Consider the following 16,841-nt stretch of genomic DNA (forward strand, 5'->3'; position numbering starts at 1 on the left):
AATGCGGTCAAGGCCAGGCGGAATGGTCTGCCCGCCGCATCTCCAAGTGGTCTGGTCGGCGTCGGCCGCCCGGTGTTTTTCTTGGCGACGCCGGACGCGGTATTCCCCATCGCGGCGCAATGCGGTCCGAACGGGAGCGGGCGGCGCGAAAAGAGCCGGACAGCGCGGACAAGGAACCGAAGGAATCAAAGGAATCAGATGACACCGACGACACGGGGCCAGGACGGGACCACGGCGCGGGCGGGCGCGCCGGTGCGCGTGCGTGTCACCGAAGCGCCACTGCCGTGGCACGACCCGCTGCTGCTCTACACCCGGCTGGTCGCCGAACTCGGGCCGCAGGACGTCTTCCTCTTCGAGAGCCTGGCGGGGCCGGAGCGGGACCGCGGCGCGGCGGTGGTCGGCTGCGGACGGCTCGCCGAGGTGCGCGTGTTCGCCCGTCATATCGAGGTCGGCGGGGCGCCCGCGCTGTGTGCCGCCCTGCTGGCGGCGGCCGGCGAGGCGGGGATGACGGCCGACCCGGACGCCCCGCAGGGGGCGCAGGACCGCCTCCGGTTCGGCGATTCCGCGCAGGTCTGGGACCTGATGCGGCGCTCCCAGCGGCTCTTCGACGTGACGACCGCGCGGCCGCAGGACTCCTTCGCGTTCGGCTTCCTGGCAGGCCTGGGCTACGAGGCGGCCTGGCACATGGACGAACTGCCGGAGCGCACGGCCTCCTCCCGGAGCCCGGACATGACGTTCACGCTGTTCCGCCACACCGTCTGGTACGAGCCCGGTGCGGACGGCGCACGGCAGGTGACCGCCCGTGCGGAGGCGTTCCCCGCCGACCGCGTCCCGGACCTGGCCGGCCACGCGCGGGCGGCCGCCGACGCCGCCGCGGAGGGCGACATCCCCGCTCCCGCGGCGCCCGCGCCCCGTTCGGTACGGGACACCGTCGCCCGCGGCACGTTCCTGGACTGGGCCCGCCGGTGCCTGGAGCACATCGGGATCGGGGACATCTACCAGATCCAGATCGGGCACCGCATCGACGTCGACACGGCGCTGACGCCCGTCGAGGTCTACCGGCGGCTGCGGTCGCGCAACCCGTCGCCGTACATGTATCTGGCGCCCCGCGCGGGCGAGACGCTCATCGGCGCCAGCCCCGAGCTGTTCTTCCGCACCGAGGGCGACGAGATCGTCATGCGGCCGATCGCCGGCACCACCCGGCAGGGGCCGACGCCCGAGGAGAACGCGCGCCGGGTCAAGGAGATGCTGGCCAGCACCAAGGAGCAGGCCGAGCATGTGATGCTGATCGACCTGTGCCGCAACGACATCGGCCGGGTGTGCCGGCCGCGTTCCCTGGCGGTGCCGGACCTGATGACGGTCGAGGCGTACTCCCATGTCTTCCACATCGTCTCGACGGTGACCGGACGGCTGGAGCCGCGGGCCGATGTGTGGCAGGCGCTGTGCGCCACCTTCCCCGCGGGCACCATGACGGGCGCGCCCAAGCTGCGCGCCATGGAGATCATCGACGGCATCGAGCGGGAGCCGCGCGGGAGTTACGCCGGGGCGCTCGGCCTGATCGACGTCCGCGGCTGGAGCAGCCTCGCGCTGTGCATCCGCACGATCGTGCACGACGGCCTGACCTACTCCACCCAGAGTTCGGCGGGCATCGTCGCGGAGTCGGTGCCCGAGGCGGAGTGGGACGAGACGCTGGCGAAGATGGGCGCCGCCTACTGGGCGCTGACCGGTGAGGAACTGCTGTGACGAAGATTCTGCTGGTGGACGCGTACGACAGTTTCGTCCACATCATCGACCAGTACCTGCGCACGCTGGGCGCCACCACCGAGGTGGTGCGCTCGCATACGCGCAGTCCGCGGGAGCTGGCGGCCGGACGGCCGGATGCGGTGGTGCTGGGGCCGGGCCCGGGGCATCCCGCCGCCTCCGGCCATGTCGAGCTGGTGCGCCGGTTCGCCGGACGGGTGCCGGTGCTGGGGGTGTGCCTGGGCCACCAGGCCATCGCGCTGGCGTTCGGCGGCCGGGTGGAGGTCGCCGGCCATCTGATGCACGGGCGGACGAGCCCCGTACGCCACGACGGCCGGGGGCTCTTCCGCGGCCTGGGGAACAGCACGGTGGCCACGCGCTACCACTCGCTGATCGTCTCCCGGCCGCTGCCCGACGAGTTGGAGGAGACGGCGAGCGCGGCGGACGACGGCTATGTGATGGGGCTGCGGCACCGCACGCTGCCGGTGGAGGGCGTGCAGTTCCACCCGGAGAGCATCACGACCGAAGGCGGCCTCCAGCTCTTCGAGAACTTCCTTTCCGCCGGGGGGATTTCGCCCGGTGCGGAGCCTCAGGCGCAGCGCGCGGCGCCGGCCGCCGCGGGCTTCGGCGCATAGGCGGCGCCCAGCTCCCGGACCGCCTCCGCGATGCCGGTGCGGGGCACCGCGGTGTAGCCCACCACCAGGGCGGGGGCGGCCCCTTCGGGGCGGGCGTGATAGCGCCGGCCGCCGGGGACCAGCACCGAACGCTCCAGCGCCCGCCCGACCAGCGCGGCCTCGTCGACCCGGTGCGGCAGGCGTACGTACGCGTGCAGCCCGGCCGCCGAGCCGGTGATCCGGGCTCCGGGCAGGAAGCGGTGGACGGCCTGCTCCAGGCATGCGCGCCGTCTGCGGTAGTGGTCGCGGCGGGCGCGCAGATGGCGGTCGAAGTGCCCGCAGCGCAGGAGTTCGGCGAAGGCGAGCTGGGTGAGGACGTCCGACCCCAGATCGCGGTGGGAGCGGGTCCGCTCCAGAGCGGCGAGCAGCCCGGCCGGGGCCGCCAGCCAGCCGAAGCGCAGGCCGGGGGCGAGCGATTTGCTCGCCGTGCCGCCGTAGACGACGCGGTCGGGTGCGAGGCGCTGGAGCGCCGGCGGGCGGGCGCCCGGCTCCAGCCACAGGTCGCCGTCGTAGTCGTCCTCGATCACCCAGGCGCCGGTGTCGCGCGCCCAGCGGACCAGGGCCTCGCGGCGTGCCGGTGAGAGGGTGGCGCCGGTGGGGAACTGGTGGGCGGGGGTGACGAGGACGGCCCGGACGCCCGTCGCGGCGAGCGCCTCGACGTCGATGCCCTCGTCGTCCACGGGCACCGGTACGGGCCGTACGCCCACCTCCCCGATGAACTGCCGCTGGCGGTGGTGGCAGGGGTCCTCCATCGCGATCCGGTCGATACCGGAGGCGGACAGCACCGTGCACAGCAGCCCGAGCGCCTGCGCGAAGCCGGATACCACCATGACCTGTCCGGCGGTGGTCAGCACCCCGCGGGCCCGGCCGAGGTAGCGGGCCAGTTCCTCGCGCAGCCCGTCGGCGCCGGACAGCGGCGGGTAGCCCAGGTCGCCGGGGTCGACCGCCTGGAGGGCGCGCTGGTAGCAGGCGAGCCATTCGCGGTGCGGGAAGCCGGCACCGCGGGGCAGCTCCGGGCGCAGGTCCCAGCGCGCGGGCGGCACCAGCCCGTCATCGAGCAGCGTCGGCAGGGCCGGAGCGCTCAGATGGTGCGCGACGCGGGTGCCGGAGCCGCGGACCGCTTCGAGATACCCCTCGGCGATCAGCCGGCCGTACGCCTCGACGACCACGCTGCGGGAGACCCCCACGTCCTCGGCGAGTTGACGGCTGGACGGCAGCCGGGTGCCCGGATGCAGCACCCCCGCGGAAATCTCCTCCCGTATGCGGCCCTCGATCTGCGCGGTGAGCGGTTCTTCGGATTCTCTCGACACCTCGATCAGCGCGTGCCACGACATTCTTCATTTCCCCCGGAAAGTGGACTGGATTCACTGGAGACAATTGGTCTGGCCGAAGTTCCGCGGCGGCCCTCAGAATTATTCCGTGCCGCGCCCTGCAATGGGGCCGAGAAAAGGGGATGACGCGTGACCGTGACACATCGGGAAAAGTCATGGCCGGACATTCTCACGGCACTGCTGTCGGGCGACGATCTCCCGGCGGACGCCACGGCGTGGGCCATGGACGAGGTGATGCGCGGCCGGGCGACACCGGCTCAACTCGCCGGTCTGCTGGTGGCCCTGCGCGCCAAGGGCGAGACGGTGGCGGAGGTCGAGGGGCTCGTACGGGCCATGTACGAGCACGCCGTGCCGCTCGACGTACCGGGCCCGGCGCTCGACATCGTCGGCACCGGCGGCGACCGGTCCCACAGCGTCAACATCTCCACGATGTCGGCGATCGTCGCGGCGGGGGCGGGCGCCCGGGTCGTCAAGCACGGCAACCGTTCCGCGTCCTCCGCGTCCGGTTCGGCCGATGTGCTCGAAGCGCTCGGGGTGGCCCTGGACCTGCCGGTGGCCGATGTCGCCGGGCTGGTCCGGGAGGTCGGCATCACCTTCTGCTTCGCCCCGCTCTTCCACCCGTCGGTACGTCATGCCGCCACGCCCCGCAGGGAACTGGGCATCCCGACGGTCTTCAACGCGCTCGGCCCGCTGACCAACCCGGCCCGGCCCACCGCTCAGGCGGTCGGCGTGGCGGACGCCGCGATGGCGCCGCTGCTCGCCGGTGTGCTGGCCCGGCGCGGCGTTTCGGCGCTGGTCTTCCGCGGCGACGACGGGCTGGACGAGCTGACGGTCACCACCACCTCCACGGTCTGGTCGGTGCGCGACGGACGGGTGCGCAAGGAGGTGTTCGACCCGCGCGACCTCGGCATCCCGTACGCCCCGCCGCAGGCGCTGCGCGGCGCCGACGCCGCCCACAACGCGGAGGTGGCGCGGGCGCTGCTGCGGGGCGAACGGGGGCCGGTGCGCGATGCGGTGCTGCTGTCCGCCGCCGCGGGGCTCGCGGCGCTCGACCCGTCGGACCGGCCGGTCACCGAGCGCCTCGCGGCCGCCATGGCGCGCGGTGCGCAGGCGATCGACACGGGAGCGGCGGCGGCGGTCCTGGAACGCTGGGCGGCCGTCTCCACCAAGCTCGCCGCGGCGGGCTGACGGCCGCCGCCCCGCGCGCCGATCGGTGCCGTTCAGCGCCGCCCCGCATCCCGCAGCGCGGTCAGCATCGGGCCGGGGCCGCCCTCCCCCGTCACCAGGGCCTCGCCCACCAGCACCGCGTCGGCGCCGTGGGCGGCGAGGGCGGCCACGTCTTGCGGTCCGCGGATACCGGATTCCGCGATGCGCACCACGCCCGGCGGGATACGGGGCGCGAGCCGGGCGAAGGTGGTGCGGTCGACCTCCAGGGTCTTCAGATTGCGGGCGTTGACGCCGATCACCGAGGCGTTGACGGCAAGGGCGCGCTCGATCTCGTCCTCGTCGTGCACCTCGGTCAGCACGGTGAGGCCCAACTCGCGGGCCAGTTCCGTCAGTTCGGCGAACAGAGGCTGATCCAGCGCGGCCACGATCAGCAGCACCAGGTCCGCGCCGTGGGCACGGGCCTCCCACAGCTGATAGGGCGTCACCACGAAGTCCTTGCGCAGCACCGGAATCCGGACGGCGGCGCGTACGGCGTCGAGGTCGGCGAGCGAACCGTGGAACCGGCGCCGCTCGGTGAGCACGCTGACGGCCGCCGCCCCGGACCTCTCGTAGGCACCGGCCAGTTCCGCGGGGTCGGGGATGGCGGCGAGCGGCCCCTTGGACGGGCTGGCCCGCTTGACCTCGGCGATGACCTGGACGCCCGCGGCATCCCGCAGCACGGCGGCGGCGTCCAGCGCGGGACGCGCCCCGGCGACGCGGTCGCGCAACGCGCTCTCGGGCAGGCGGCGTTGCCGCTCCGCCAGATCGTCGCGTACGCCGCCGATGATCTCGTCCAGTACGGTCACGGGGCCGGCTCCTTCGGGTGTACGAGCGGGGGAAGCGCCGCGCGCCGCAGGGGGGATGCCGTGGCGCGGGCGCTTCCGGTTCGGGGGGTGGGTGACGGGGCCGGGCGGCGCCGTCAGACGGCGATCGGCACGACCCGGGGGTTCGCCAGTGCGCGGTAGTCCGCGGCGGCGAGGGCGACGGACAGGTCCAGGCGTGCGGCGTTGAAGTACAGCGTGGGGTGGTCGAAGAGCCCGGGGTCGGCCAGCACGGTGAGCTCGTCGTGGAACGAGAACGGGATGATGCTCCCGCTCACACAGCCCGACAGCCCCTCGGCCAGCGCACGGTCGGCGAGCCGGGCCCGCTTCCCGCCGTACTCCCCCGCTATCCGGGCCAGGTCCACCCGCCGGTCACCGGGTACCACGGCGAGCACATGCCGGGCGCCGTCCGCACCGCCGGTCACCGTGACGATCATGCACTTGGCCGCGGCCGCGAGGGCGTGGCCGCGCAGCGCGCTGGCCCGCACGGTCTGCCCCTCGGGTGCGTGCTCCAGCAGCTCGAAGCGGGCGCCGCCCGTCTCCAACAGCCGCAACAGCCGCCCCGCCGCGGGATGTTCGCCTTCGGGCGCCTCCTCGGCGGGGGCCGCGCCGGCTCTGTGCGGCATGTCCGTTCTCCTTGTCTGTGCCGAGACGCCCGCCGGATTCCGGCACGGGTCGTCCCGGTCGCCGTGACCTGCCGTGCTTGACGGATCCGACGCTAGGGCGCCCGTTTATCGCTGGATTATCGGGCGCTTAGAAGATCCGGCCCGCTGTCCCACCAGGTGAGACCGGGGGGCTCAGTCGGCGAGGCGGTCGACGCGCAGCGCACCCGGCGCGATCAGGTCCTCGGCCTGGACGCGGCGGAACAGCATGGCGACAAGGGATTCCCGGACGTTGATCACATGGAGGCGGACGCCCGCAGCGCGGGCCTTGCGACGCGCCCCCAGGAGGGCATTGAGCCCGCTGATATCGCAGAAGGTGACCGCACCGAAGTCGACATCGATACGCCATGGGCGACGGGCCAGGCAGTCGTCCAGCGCCTCCCGCAGGCAGGGCGCGGTGACGTAGTCGATCTCCCCCGAGACGACGACGGTGGCCCGTCCGTCGGACCACAGAGGAACGGCCCGGAACCCGTCGAGCGGCACGGCCATGGGTCACCACCTCCTTGCTGTTGAGATAAACCCTGGACATAGCGGTGTCAAGAGCCATAAAGGGTGCATATCACCCGGACGCTCTCTCCACCCGTGTCCCGGATGGGCTCATGCCGTTGACCGGATCAAGAACGCGCCCCTCCCGAGAGCGCGTCATCCACTGCGGGGAGCCCCTCCATGAAGCATCGACGTGCCGCTGCTCGCCTCGCTCTGGCGGCAAGCGTCCTCGCGATCGACTGGGCCGCGGCGCCCGCCGCCTCTGCGACGTCGATCGGCGGGCTGGGCAACGCCACGTTCGACAATGTCTGCGCCAACCACGGGTCGGCCACCGCGTCCGGCGTCGGCAACGGAGGCGGCGGCTTCCCCAACAGGACGGCCTTCCTCCCTGCCAACGCTCCCGCGAACCACTGCGGCGGTCCGGGCCTCCCTCTCCCGGACGACCCGTGCCTGCCCGAAATCCTCCACTTCCCGTCCAGCAAGGGCGAGGCGTTCGTCGTCTGCAAGGCTCTCGGGCAGAATCCGTTCGTCTAGGGCCCTGAAGGGCCCTGGGGCCGGACCGATGGGTCGGCAGGGGCCCGACGCCTAAAATACGAAGGACAGGACTGCCCGGGCATACGGCGGTCCGAAGTCCGAAGAACGCGTGAGTAGGCGTGAGACTGCTTGAGAAGGCGTTATGCCTCCCAGCTCCACGGAGCCGAGCACACAGCCGTTCGGGACGCTGGGCGCCGACCCGGCGTCGGAGCGTGACGACGCACTGGTCGGCGCCGCCGTCAGGGCCGTCGAGGCGACCGGGGCGCATGCCGGAAGCGTGTTCCTGGTGTCGCCCGACCGCCGCTCGCTGGTGCTGAGCGCGGTCTGCGGAACGCCGCCCTCCCTGCTCGGCGGCTGGCAGCGCATCCCGGTCAGCAGCGACATCCCGGTGGCGGTGGCGTACCGGACCGGGCGCACGGTCCATCTGGCGGGGGCCGACGAGACCATGCGGCGCTTCCCGCAGCTCGCCATGGCGCTGCCGTACGCCTTCGGATCCGCATCGGTGCAGGTGAAGGCGGGCGACGTGGCCTTCGGGGCGATGGCGGTGGTGTGGGCCGCCGGTCCGGGGGAGGGCGAAGGTCTGTCGAAGGCGCAGCGACGACGGTTGCGGGCCACCGCCGACCGCCTGGGCGCCTCGCTCGCCGAGCTGGACGCCCGCGGCGCCCTGGCCTGGAGCGACGCGCGGACCGTCCCGGTGTCGGTCCCCGCGCGGTCGGCTCCGGCCGTGCGGGTGGGGCTGTTCGACTGGGACCTCGACACCGGGGCCCTCGTGGCGGACGACGCGCTGTGCGCGATCTTCGGGATCGCCCCGGGCGAGTTCGACGGGCGGGCGGCCACCCTGGCCGCCAGGATCGACGACGCCGACCTCCCCGGCTTCAGGTCCGCCACCCGGACCGCGGCGGCGGAGGGCCATGACCTGGCGCTCGCGCTGCACATCCGGGGCGGCGGGCACCGCGCCGTCGAGCTGTGGGGCCGCGTACCGCAGGCTCCCGACGACGGGCGAACGCGGCCCCATCTGGTGGGTGCCGTCCTGGATTCGGGGACCGGTATGGCCGCCGTCGAGGCGATCGAACGGCTCGCGGACGGCTTCTTCGCGCTCGCCCCGGACGGCCGGGTCACCTACGCCAACCACGGCCTGGAGCGCCTGCTGCGGGTCCGCCGGGACGACCTGCTGGGCCGGCGCCCCTGGGACGTCCTGCCCTGGCTGGCAGATCCCGCCTACGAGGACCGCTACCGGGCCGCCATGATCTCCCAGCAGCCGGTCTCCTTCCTCGCCCGCCGTCCGCCCGACCCCTGGCTGGTGTTCTCCCTCCACCCGGGTGCGCAGGGCATGACGGGCTGGGTGGCGCGCGTCAGGGGGCCGGTGCCGGCCGACGCCGGGCCCGGGGCGCCGGTCGCGGACGATGTGGCGGCCGGGCCGTCGCCGCCCCCCGGCGCCCCCCGCCTGGGCACGCTCTACCGGGTGCTCCAGCTCGGCAGCGCACTGACCGAGGCGGTCACCGCCCACGAGGTGTGCGAAGTCGTCGCCGAACAGCTGCTGCCCGCCGTCGGCGGCCAGCGGCTGGCGCTCTACGTGGTGACCGAGGGCCGTCTGCATCTGCTCTCCCAGCGCGGCTACCACCAGGACGTCCTCGACGTCCTCGACCGGTTCGAAGGCGCGCCGCTCCGCGCCGGCCTGCCCGTATCGGATGCGCTGCTCTCCGGGGCGCCGTTGTTCATCGAGTCGCGGCAGGCGTTCGCGCGGGCCTACCCCGGGTTCCCGCTGAGCGACTCCGGCTCGTGGGCGTACCTGCCGCTCATCGCCTCCAACCGCCCGGTGGGGGCCTGCGTCCTCGCCTTCGACGAGGCCCACCGGTTCCGGGGCGACGAGCGGGACCTGCTGACCGCACTGGGCGGGCTGATCGCCCACGCCCTGGAGCGCGCCAGGCTCTACGACGCCGAATTCGCCGTCGCCCACGGCCTCCAGGACGCCCTGCTGCCGCACCGGCTGCCCGCCCTCCCCGACGTCCGCGTCGCGGGCCGCTATCTGCCGGGAACGCGCGGTATGGACATCGGCGGCGACTGGTACGACGTCATCCCCACCCGCGACGGTGTCGCGCTGGTCGTCGGCGACGTCGAGGGGCACAACGTCGCCGCCGCGGCCGTCATGGGCCAACTCCGCAGCGCGGTACGGGCCTTCGCCACCGCGGGCCACCGGCCCGGCGACGTGATCGCCAGCACCAACCGCCTGCTGCTGGACCTCGACCCCGGGCTGCTCGCCAGCTGCTGCTACGTCCGCCTGACCCCGGAGTCGGGCATCGCCCGCGTGGTCCTCGCGGGCCACTGCCCGCCGCTGCTGCGCCGGGCCGACGGGGACACGACCGTCCTGGACCTGCCGCGCGGCCCGCTGCTCGGCGTGGCGGACACGGCCGCCTACCCCGAATCCGATGTGCACTTCCCGCCCGGCGCGATCCTCGCCCTGTACACGGACGGGCTGGTGGAACGGCGCGGCGCGGACATCGCCACGGGCATCGACCGGCTCCGTGCCGCCCTGGCCCATGTGCACGCCGCCTCCCTGGAGGAACTCGCCGACAGGCTCCTCCTGGAGGCCCGCCACTCCCCCAAGCGCATGGACGACATCGCCCTGCTCCTCAGCCAGTCGGCTCCGGCGCACCCGCGTCAGGCGGCGGCTCGGCAGGGAAGAGCGTGACGCGGGGCCGCGCTCAGCGGGGCAGCGTGAAGTCCCGCTCGAAGGAGGCGAAAGCGGTTTCCTGCCGCCACTGGACGGCCGCCTTGGGGCTGGCCGCCAGCAGGTGACGGCAGGCGGCACCCGGGGATCCGCTGCCGGGGAGCTGTCCGCGGCAGGCGGCGACCGGCCGGTAGCCGTCCCGTGTCGGGTTGCCCCGCCACAGGCTGCGGCCGGGCAGGAAGGCGTACTCCAGCGAAGCGCGGGCCAGGTCCTTCAGCTCGCCGTAGCCGAGGTGGTACGTCCTGGAGGCGTACTGGTACTCGTGCGTGATGTCGATGCGGGAGATGCCGGGGTCGTCGGTGGCCAGCACGATCGGCACCCCGTAGGCACGGTAGACCGTGAAGGGGTGCTCGGCGCCCTTGACGCCGAGGATCTGGGCGTTGCTGGTGAAGGGGACCTCGACGGCCACCTCGCGGTCCGCCATGGTGCGCGCCAGCCGCCGCCAGTCGTCCTCGTGGACGAGGTCGACGCCGTGGCCGATGCGTTCGGCGTCGGCGACGTTGACGGCCTGGTTGATATGGAACTTCAGGTCTTCCGGTTTGGCCAGGCCCGGCCACAGCTCGCCGGCGTGCAGGGTGATGTGGGCACGCGGATAGATGCGGTGCAGAGAGGCCAGCATCCGCATCTGGAGGGTGTAGTCGCGCAGGGCGGTGGCCCCGTCCTCGGGCTGGACCAGGTTGACCGCGGTGAACCGCGGGTCCCGCTCGGCCAGGCGCATGCCCAGTTCCATCTGCGTGAAGACCCGTTCGGGGCTGCTGCCCCGGGAGACCTGGGAGTTCCAGCGCACCGTCAGACGGCAGCCGGGGGCGGGGCGGGAGGTGCCGCAGCGCGAGGTCCTGCGGAACTCGGCGTCCGCCTCGTCGGCTTCCTTGCGGGCCGTGGCCACCAGGCGGTCCAGTTTGCCGCCGGCCACCAGGGCCTTGTGCATCCGCGCGAAGTCGCCGTCCCAACCGACCTGATCGGCAACCTTCTTGGCTTCCTCGGAGGCGGGGGTGACCAGCGTCTCCAGGTAGAACTGGTTCTGCTCGGCGATGCCGTCGGCGACCTTCGACAGCAGCGTGCCGCGGTGGCGCCAGGTCACCTCGCCGAACTTGCCGAACGTGTCGAAGAAGTGGTCGTGCCCGGACTGCCCCGGCGGAAGATCCTGCATGGACCAGGCGCGCACCAGCGCGTCATGGAACGCCCGGTCGGTCCGCGCGTCCGCCGCGGGCCGCTTCCCCGGTCCGCACGGCGCCGGGACCGCCGTCATCGTCTTGCCGTCGATGCACAGTCCGTCCTTGGCGGCGAGTGTGATCAGGAACTCGGTGGGGACGGCGCCGGAAAGGTGGTTGTGCAGATCACCGCCCTTCGGCAGGTGCCGGAAGAAGCGGTGCAGCCATGTGGGGTCCTGGCGTATGGACTCCAGATAGGCGGCGGTGCGCGCTTCGGACGCGGTCAGCGGGCGGGCATGACGCGGTGGCGGAGTCGGGGAGCCGGCAGGCTGCGCGGCGGCGGCCGGTAGTGCGGACAACAAGGACAGCGTGCTGAGGGTGGCCAGACCGGCCCGGAGGACCCGGCGACGGTCGATGGCACGACGATGATCACGATTCACCGTCGCATGATCGCCGCCGTGCGGGCGCACGGGGAGTCAGTTTTCGGCACGTTCTCCCCGGCGGGTAGCCGAGACCCGGCGGTTCTGTCGGGTTTCGGCCACCGCCCGTAGGACGTCGACCAGTGCCGCGACCGTCGGGCGGCGCTCGGCGGAGGAGCGGAACACCACCACGATGTGCCGCTCGACGGTCTCGCGCAGCCGCACCACGTCGAAGCGGGAGGCGCGCAGGCCGAGCATCAGATCGGTCACCGTGCTCACCCCGATGCCCGCCTCCACCAGCGCCAGGGTGGCCGCGGTGTCCGTCACCTCGTGCCGCACATCCGGTTCGATGCCCGCCCGCCGGCAGGCGGTGCGCACGGCGCGTCCGTAGTAGCTGTCGGGCGACGGGAGGATCCACCCCAGGTCCCGGGTGTCGGCCAGGGCGACCTCGGCGCGTCCGTCCATCGAGCCGGCGGGTACGGCGAGCGAGAACCGCTCCCGGTACAGCCGCCTCACCCGCAGCGCCGGATCGCGCGGAATGGGAACGTCCGGATAGTCCAGGCCGAGTGCCAGGTCCACGCCGCCGGAGGCGACGGCGTCGTACACCTCGTCCACGTCCATGTCCCGGCTGTGCACCGTCAGGGCCGGATGGACGTCGCGCACCCGGGCCAGGGCCGGCGGCAGGATCTCCGCGGCGGCCGTCGCGAACAGGCCGACCAGCAGGGCCCCGGAGACCTCGTTGCGGCTGCGTTCCAGAGCCTCGACCGCCTCGGCCTCGGTGGCCAGGATCCGTTCGGCGTGGCGGGCCAGTGTCCGCCCGGCGTCGGTCAGCTCCACCCGACGGCCCACCCGGTCCAGCAGCTCCATCCCGGTGGCCTTCTCCAGGGCGGCGATCTGCTGGGAGACCGCGCCGGGGGTGTACCCCAGGGCCCGGGCCACCGCGGTGAGCGTGCCCCGCCGGGTCAGTTCCACCAGCGAGCGCAGCTGGGCACTCGTCCAGTCCATATAGGAAGGCTAATAGATCGGAAGCAGTAACTGTTCGTGGACGTCAATGGTCGGGGTGCGTCACGATGACGCACAGACTGCTGATCGGCAGGAAGGGACCGGCCCGTTGACCACCCCGTCCACCCCGTCCCCCTCATCCTCATCCGCCTTCCGTACCGTCCCCCGGGCCGCCGACGTCGTGATCATCGGCGGTGGCGTGATGGGGACGAGCATCGCGTTCCACCTGGCCGAGGCCGGGGTGCGCGACATCGTCGTGATCGAACGCGGCGACCTGGGCTGCGGCAGTTCGGGCAAGCCGATCGGCGGCGTGCGGGCCCAGTTCTCCGACCCGCTCAACATCGAACTGGGCCACCGCAGCCTGCGCGCCTACCGGGACTTCCCGCGCCGCCCCGGGGCCGATATCCGCCTCGACCTCGTCGGCTATCTGTTCCTGCTCACCAGCGACCGGCAGGCCGCCGACTTCGCAGTGAGCGTCGGGATCCAGAACAGCCTGGACGTCCCCAGCCGCATGATCGGCCCCCGCGAGGCCCGCCGGCTGTGCCCGTACCTCAGCACCAACGGGCTGGTGGCCGCCGTCCACTCCCCCGCCGACGGCCACGCCCGCCCCGCCCTGGTGGTCCGGGGATACGCCGCCGCCGCGGCCCGGGCCGGCGTCGTCTTCGCCACCCACACCGACGTCACCGGCATCGACACGGCCGGCGACCGGGTCACCGCCGTCCACACCGACCGGGGCCCGGTCTCCTGCTCCACCGTCATCTGCGCGGCGGGCGCCTGGTCGGGGCGGATCGGCGACCTGGCCGGTGTCCCGCTGCCCGTACGGCCGGTGCGGCGCCAACTCGCCTTCACCGAGCCGCTGACGCCCCCGGCGCCCCGGATCCCCTTCACCATCGACTTCTCGTCCTCGGCCTACTTCCACAACAGCGACGACGGGCTGCTGTTCGGCCTGGCCGACCCGGACCAGCCGGACGGCTTCGACACCACCTGGACCCCCGAGTGGCTCGCGCTCTTCCGGGACGTCGTACGGCACCGCGCGCCCGCCCTGGCGGACATGGCGACATCCGGCGGCTGGGCCGGGCTCTACGAGGTCACTCCGGACCACAACGCGCTGATCGGACGCTCCGGCGAACTGACCAACTTCCTGTACGCCACCGGCTTCTCCGGCCACGGCTTCCTTCAGGCCCCGGCCGTCGGCGACCTCGTGCGCGACCTGTACCTGGAGCGCGAACCGTTCGTCGACATCTCCCCGCTCAGCGCCGACCGCTTCCGGGCCGGGGCCCGAAGCCGCCCCGAAGCCCATGTGGTTTGAAACCTCTCCCGCCTAAAGACAGGAGATTCCTGGCTCACGTCGGCTGCGGGCCGGCGGCCTCACAGCTCTTACACGATCAGCACCAGCCGGGTTGAGACCAGCCCGGACCAGCATGACGCGAGCGGAGTTCTTATCCCTTGGGGACACAGCTCCGCACGCGGTGCAGGCGTAGGTACGTTCCGAAAGAGGTAGTGCGTGCTTGGTTCTCGCTCCGCACTGTGCGCAGTCCATGGTGGTGTGCGCAGGGTGTACGAGGTGCAGCTCACGGCCATGCTTGCGGGCCATCTCGACCAGCGCGCGTTTGGTGGCTCCGATCGCGGCGTCGGAGGCCTTACGAGCCATGGCGGACTTCGCCAGGAACTTGGGCCGGAAGTCCTCGACCGCCAGCCGGTCGTGGTCACGAACAACCTTCTTGGCCCGCTTGCGGCCGCTGTCCTGACGCAGCCGGGCAATCTTCTTGTGCAGCTTCGCCGTCTGCCGCTTCGCTTCCCGGTAGCCCTTGGAACCGGCCTGGCCACGCTTGGGCCGGCGTCGGGCCATCATCCGCTGATAGCGGGCCAGGCGCTGGGCGGCGTTCTTTCCGTGCTGCGCGTGGGGAAGGTCGTGGTCGTCGGATGTGGTGGTCGCGGTCTCCTTGACGCCCCAGTCGATGCCGATGTCCCGCCCGGTGGCGGGCAGGGCCTCGGTGGTCGTGGCAACGACGAAGCTGGCGTACCAGTGGCCGAGGCTGTCGCGGTACACGCGGACGCTGGACGGGAGCTTGGGCAGGCCCCGCGACCACACCACCGACAGCACGATGCTGCCGGCCAGGTACAGACGACCCTCCTTGAGGCGGAACCCACGCCGGGTGTAGTTAAGCGTCGGACCGGCCTGGTGCTTCTTCTTGTACTTGGGCATCCCGGCCCGCTGCCGCATCGGCAACCCGGCCTTGATGTCCATGAGCGCCTTGGCGCGGGACTTGCCGAAATCGCGAATCAGCTGCTGCTGCGGAACCGAGCTGCCCTTGCACAACCACCCGGTACTCGCGCGGGCCTGGGTCAGTATCTTGTCCAGCCGAGCCGGACCGCACTTCTCGCCCTCGGCGTGGGCCTTCTTCGAGCGGGCCACACACTCGTTCCACAACCACCGGCACCGCGCCCACTCCGCCTCCAGCGCGGCCCGCGCGGTGGACGACACACGCAGACGGTAGGTGTACCGGGCATGCCCGGCGTCCTCACTCGTCTGCTCTCGTGTCGCCATGAGCCCCAACCTACCCGGGAGGTAGGACAGTTGAGATCCCTTGGTCCGATTCTCCCCCGCAAGTGGGAGGTACTCCCACCCCAGGCTGAAGCCCGGTGCATCACCGGAGGCACCGGTGACCCTCCGCCCGAAAGGCAGACCCGCCGATGATCAGTCAGTGGCAGCTGCGTGCCGCCTTCGCCGCGCGGCTCTCGGACATGTACGGGCGGGAGGTCCCGGCGTACACCACGCTCGTGGACGTCTCGCGCCAGGTGAACGAGGACGTCCTGCGTGCGCGGGGCGCCGACGCCGAACGGCTCGGCTCGGTGGGCCGGGTGACGGCGGAGCGGCACGGCGCCATCCGGGTCGGCACGCCCGGCGAGCTGGCCCAAGTGGCCCGTATCTTCGGGGCGTTGGGCATGCATCCCGTCGGCTTCTACGATCTGCGCGAGGCCGCCGCCAGCGCGGTGCCCGTCGTGTCGACCGCCTTCCGCCCCGTCGACGGTGCGGAGCTGGCGCGCAATCCGTTCCGCGTCTTCACCTCGCTGCTCACCCCCGCCGACCCGCGGTTCTTCGACGCCGACCTGCGAGCCCGGCTGGAGACCTTCCTCGCCGGCCGCGAGCTGTTCCCGCCGGAGCTGCTCGCCCTGGCCGACCGGGCGGAGGCCGAGCGCGCACTGCCCGACGCCGACGCCGAACGCTTCCTCCACCTCGCCGTCTCCGCCTTCGAGTTGTCCCCCGAGCCCGTCGACCAGGCGTGGTACGCGACCCTGGAGCGGGTCTCCGCCGTCGCCGCGGACATCGGCGGCGTCCGCAGCACGCATATCAACCACCTCACCCCGCGCGTCCTGGACATCGACGAGCTCTACCGGCGCATGGCCGACCGCGGCATCGAGATGATCGACACCATTCAGGGACCCCCCAATTGGCAGGGGCCCGACCTGCTGCTGCGGCAGACGTCCTTCCGGGCGCTGGCCGAGCCACGCGCGATGCGCACCCCGGACGGCACCGTCACCAACGGCGCCCTGCGGGTGCGGTTCGGTGAGGTGGAGGCCCGCGGCATCGCCGTGACACCCGACGGCCGGGCCCTCTACGACCGGCTGCTCGACCTCGTCGACCGGCAGGCGGCCCGCCACCCCGGCCTCGACCGGGCCGCCTGCGCCCGCACGGTGTGGGCCGAGCACGTCCCCGCCACCGAACAGGAGCTCGCCGCCCAGGGGCTGGCGTACTTCACCTACCGCGTCGCCGCCGACCGGCCGCGCGACGGCCGCCGCCCGCCCACCGGCGTCGCGGAACTGCTCCGGCAGGGCTGGATCAGGGCGGATCCCCTCGTCTACGAGGACTTCCTGCCCCGCTCCGCGGCCGGCATCTTCCAGTCCAACCTCAGCGGCGAGGGCTCCCGGAACAACGAGCAGGAGGGCGCCGCCTACGACAGCGCCTGGCTCTCCGGCGCCCTCGGCCGTGACGTCCTCGACCCCTACGCCCTCTACGAACGGCAGCAGAACCGCTCCATCGCCCACGTCGCCCGGGAACTCGCACTCGACGGCGAACTCGGCTGAC

14 protein-coding genes are annotated in these 16,841 nt (G+C 72.7%); 7 read left to right on the forward strand and 7 right to left on the reverse strand.

The genetic code is table 11. The features are described from left to right. The first annotated feature begins 198 nt into the window (after positions 1 to 198). Entirely contained in the window at positions 199 to 1,743 is a 1,545-nt protein-coding gene (locus tag B1H19_RS08995; protein WP_083104094.1) for an anthranilate synthase component I family protein, read from the forward strand. Beyond that, entirely contained in the window at positions 1,740 to 2,375 is a 636-nt protein-coding gene (locus B1H19_RS09000) for an anthranilate synthase component II (protein ID WP_083104095.1), read from the forward strand. Before B1H19_RS08995 ends, B1H19_RS09000 begins: the two co-directional genes overlap by 4 nt. Here the strand turns inward: B1H19_RS09000 and pdxR are convergent. After that, positions 2,330 to 3,748: a MocR-like pyridoxine biosynthesis transcription factor PdxR gene (gene pdxR, locus B1H19_RS09005; protein WP_083104096.1), complete on the reverse strand. Its 1,419-nt coding sequence runs from the start codon at positions 3,746 to 3,748 to the stop codon at positions 2,330 to 2,332. The genes B1H19_RS09000 and pdxR overlap by 46 nt on opposite strands. Positions 3,749 to 3,874: 126 nt before the next feature. Here pdxR and trpD point away from each other — a divergent pair, with 126 nt between their 5' ends. Then, positions 3,875 to 4,933 (forward strand): anthranilate phosphoribosyltransferase, encoded by a 1,059-nt coding sequence (trpD, locus tag B1H19_RS09010; protein ID WP_083104097.1) that lies wholly within the window; start codon positions 3,875 to 3,877, stop codon positions 4,931 to 4,933. 32 nt (positions 4,934 to 4,965) lie between these two features. On the opposite strand, the gene trpC is transcribed toward trpD, so the two are convergent. The 3 genes from trpC to B1H19_RS09025 all read right to left on the reverse strand — a co-directional run bounded on the left by trpC (position 4,966) and on the right by B1H19_RS09025 (position 6,923). Continuing rightward, positions 4,966 to 5,757: an indole-3-glycerol phosphate synthase TrpC gene (trpC, locus tag B1H19_RS09015; RefSeq protein WP_083104098.1), complete on the reverse strand. Its 792-nt coding sequence runs from the start codon at positions 5,755 to 5,757 to the stop codon at positions 4,966 to 4,968. A gap of 113 nt (positions 5,758 to 5,870) precedes the next feature. Next, a complete protein-coding gene (locus B1H19_RS09020; RefSeq protein ID WP_083104099.1) occupies positions 5,871 to 6,398 on the reverse strand; it encodes a YbaK/EbsC family protein in 528 nt (175 codons plus the stop codon). 171 nt (positions 6,399 to 6,569) lie between these two features. Next, the gene (locus tag B1H19_RS09025) at positions 6,570 to 6,923 is read right to left on the reverse strand and encodes an STAS domain-containing protein (protein WP_083104100.1); all 354 of its coding nucleotides are present in this window, start codon (positions 6,921 to 6,923) and stop codon (positions 6,570 to 6,572) included. A gap of 177 nt (positions 6,924 to 7,100) precedes the next feature. On the opposite strand from B1H19_RS09025, the gene B1H19_RS09030 reads away from it, so the two are divergent. Then, entirely contained in the window at positions 7,101 to 7,454 is a 354-nt protein-coding gene (locus tag B1H19_RS09030; RefSeq protein ID WP_083104101.1) for a hypothetical protein, read from the forward strand. Positions 7,455 to 7,596: 142 nt separating this feature from the next. Then, complete coding sequence (locus B1H19_RS09035) at positions 7,597 to 10,143, forward strand: SpoIIE family protein phosphatase (RefSeq protein WP_083104102.1); 2,547 nt, start codon at positions 7,597 to 7,599, stop codon at positions 10,141 to 10,143. Positions 10,144 to 10,156: 13 nt separating this feature from the next. Here B1H19_RS09035 and B1H19_RS09040 read toward each other — a convergent pair whose 3' ends face one another. Beyond that, entirely contained in the window at positions 10,157 to 11,773 is a 1,617-nt protein-coding gene (locus B1H19_RS09040) for an adenosine deaminase family protein (RefSeq protein ID WP_083109507.1), read from the reverse strand. A gap of 36 nt (positions 11,774 to 11,809) precedes the next feature. After that, a complete protein-coding gene (locus B1H19_RS09045; protein WP_083104103.1) occupies positions 11,810 to 12,757 on the reverse strand; it encodes a LysR family transcriptional regulator in 948 nt (315 codons plus the stop codon). 106 nt (positions 12,758 to 12,863) lie between these two features. On the opposite strand from B1H19_RS09045, the gene B1H19_RS09050 reads away from it, so the two are divergent. Beyond that, complete coding sequence (locus B1H19_RS09050; RefSeq protein ID WP_257789440.1) at positions 12,864 to 14,063, forward strand: NAD(P)/FAD-dependent oxidoreductase; 1,200 nt, start codon at positions 12,864 to 12,866, stop codon at positions 14,061 to 14,063. 12 nt (positions 14,064 to 14,075) lie between these two features. Here the strand turns inward: B1H19_RS09050 and B1H19_RS09055 are convergent, their stop codons facing one another. Continuing rightward, positions 14,076 to 15,302, reverse strand: a complete 1,227-nt coding sequence (locus B1H19_RS09055) for an RNA-guided endonuclease InsQ/TnpB family protein (protein WP_083104105.1) — start codon at positions 15,300 to 15,302, stop codon at positions 14,076 to 14,078. Between the two features lie 146 nt (positions 15,303 to 15,448). Between B1H19_RS09055 and hglS the strand changes: the two genes are divergently transcribed. Next, the gene (gene hglS / locus B1H19_RS09060; RefSeq protein WP_083104106.1) at positions 15,449 to 16,840 is read left to right on the forward strand and encodes a 2-oxoadipate dioxygenase/decarboxylase; all 1,392 of its coding nucleotides are present in this window, start codon (positions 15,449 to 15,451) and stop codon (positions 16,838 to 16,840) included. Position 16,841: the final 1 nt, after the last annotated feature.

The organism is Streptomyces gilvosporeus, assembly GCF_002082195.1.
Taxonomy (GTDB): domain Bacteria; phylum Actinomycetota; class Actinomycetes; order Streptomycetales; family Streptomycetaceae; genus Streptomyces; species Streptomyces gilvosporeus.

Bases quoted from the DNA above. Each gene is read 5' to 3' on its own strand.
- B1H19_RS08995 (WP_083104094.1), top strand. From the start codon at position 199: ATGACACCGACGACACGGGGCCAGGACGGGACCACGGCGCGGGCGGGC.
- pdxR (WP_083104096.1), bottom strand. From the start codon at position 3,748: ATGTCGTGGCACGCGCTGATCGAGGTGTCGAGAGAATCCGAAGAACCG.
- B1H19_RS09020 (WP_083104099.1), bottom strand. From the start codon at position 6,398: ATGCCGCACAGAGCCGGCGCGGCCCCCGCCGAGGAGGCGCCCGAAGGC.
- B1H19_RS09025 (WP_083104100.1), bottom strand. From the start codon at position 6,923: ATGGCCGTGCCGCTCGACGGGTTCCGGGCCGTTCCTCTGTGGTCCGAC.
- B1H19_RS09030 (WP_083104101.1), top strand. From the start codon at position 7,101: ATGAAGCATCGACGTGCCGCTGCTCGCCTCGCTCTGGCGGCAAGCGTC.
- B1H19_RS09035 (WP_083104102.1), top strand. From the start codon at position 7,597: ATGCCTCCCAGCTCCACGGAGCCGAGCACACAGCCGTTCGGGACGCTG.
- B1H19_RS09045 (WP_083104103.1), bottom strand. From the start codon at position 12,757: ATGGACTGGACGAGTGCCCAGCTGCGCTCGCTGGTGGAACTGACCCGG.
- B1H19_RS09055 (WP_083104105.1), bottom strand. From the start codon at position 15,302: ATGGCGACACGAGAGCAGACGAGTGAGGACGCCGGGCATGCCCGGTAC.
- hglS (WP_083104106.1), top strand. From the start codon at position 15,449: ATGATCAGTCAGTGGCAGCTGCGTGCCGCCTTCGCCGCGCGGCTCTCG.